Origin of the sequence: Neisseria sp. P0013.S005 (assembly GCF_051958425.1) — a bacterium.
In the GTDB taxonomy this organism is placed as follows: Bacteria; Pseudomonadota; Gammaproteobacteria; order Burkholderiales; family Neisseriaceae; genus Neisseria; species Neisseria subflava.
In genome coordinates, this window is the sequence record NZ_JBQCVL010000004.1 from 207,275 (window position 1) to 207,804 (window position 530).

The 530-nt window shown below is 57.4% G+C and carries 1 protein-coding gene; it reads left to right on the top strand.

Annotation, left to right across the window (positions count from 1 at the left end; translation table 11 throughout):
• On the top strand, positions 1-530 hold a 530-nt coding region (locus ACTHTA_RS06235; RefSeq protein WP_440379630.1), incomplete at both ends, for a hypothetical protein.

Genomic DNA, 530 nt, shown 5'->3' on the forward strand with positions numbered 1-530 from the left:
TGATACCGGTGCTACTGGTGCTAAAGGTGATACCGGTGCAACCGGCGACAAAGGTGAAAAAGGTGACACCGGCGTAACCGGCGCAACTGGTGCTAAAGGCGATACCGGTGCTACTGGTGATACCGGTGCTACTGGTGCTACTGGTGCTACTGGTGCTACTGGTGCAACTGGTGCTACTGGTGCTACTGGTGCAACCGGCGCAACTGGTGCTAAAGGCGATACTGGTGCAACTGGTGCTAAAGGTGATACCGGCGCTACTGGCGCAACCGGCGACAAAGGTGAAAAAGGTGATACCGGCGCTACTGGCGCAACCGGCGACAAAGGTGAAAAAGGTGACACCGGCACTACTGGCGCAACTGGCGCTAAAGGTGATACCGGTGCTACTGGTGCAACTGGCGCTAAAGGTGATACCGGCGCAACCGGCGACAAAGGCGAAAAAGGTGACACCGGCGCTACTGGTGCAACTGGTGCTAAAGGTGATACCGGCGCAACCGGCGACAAAGGCGAAAAAGGTGACACCGGCGTAACCG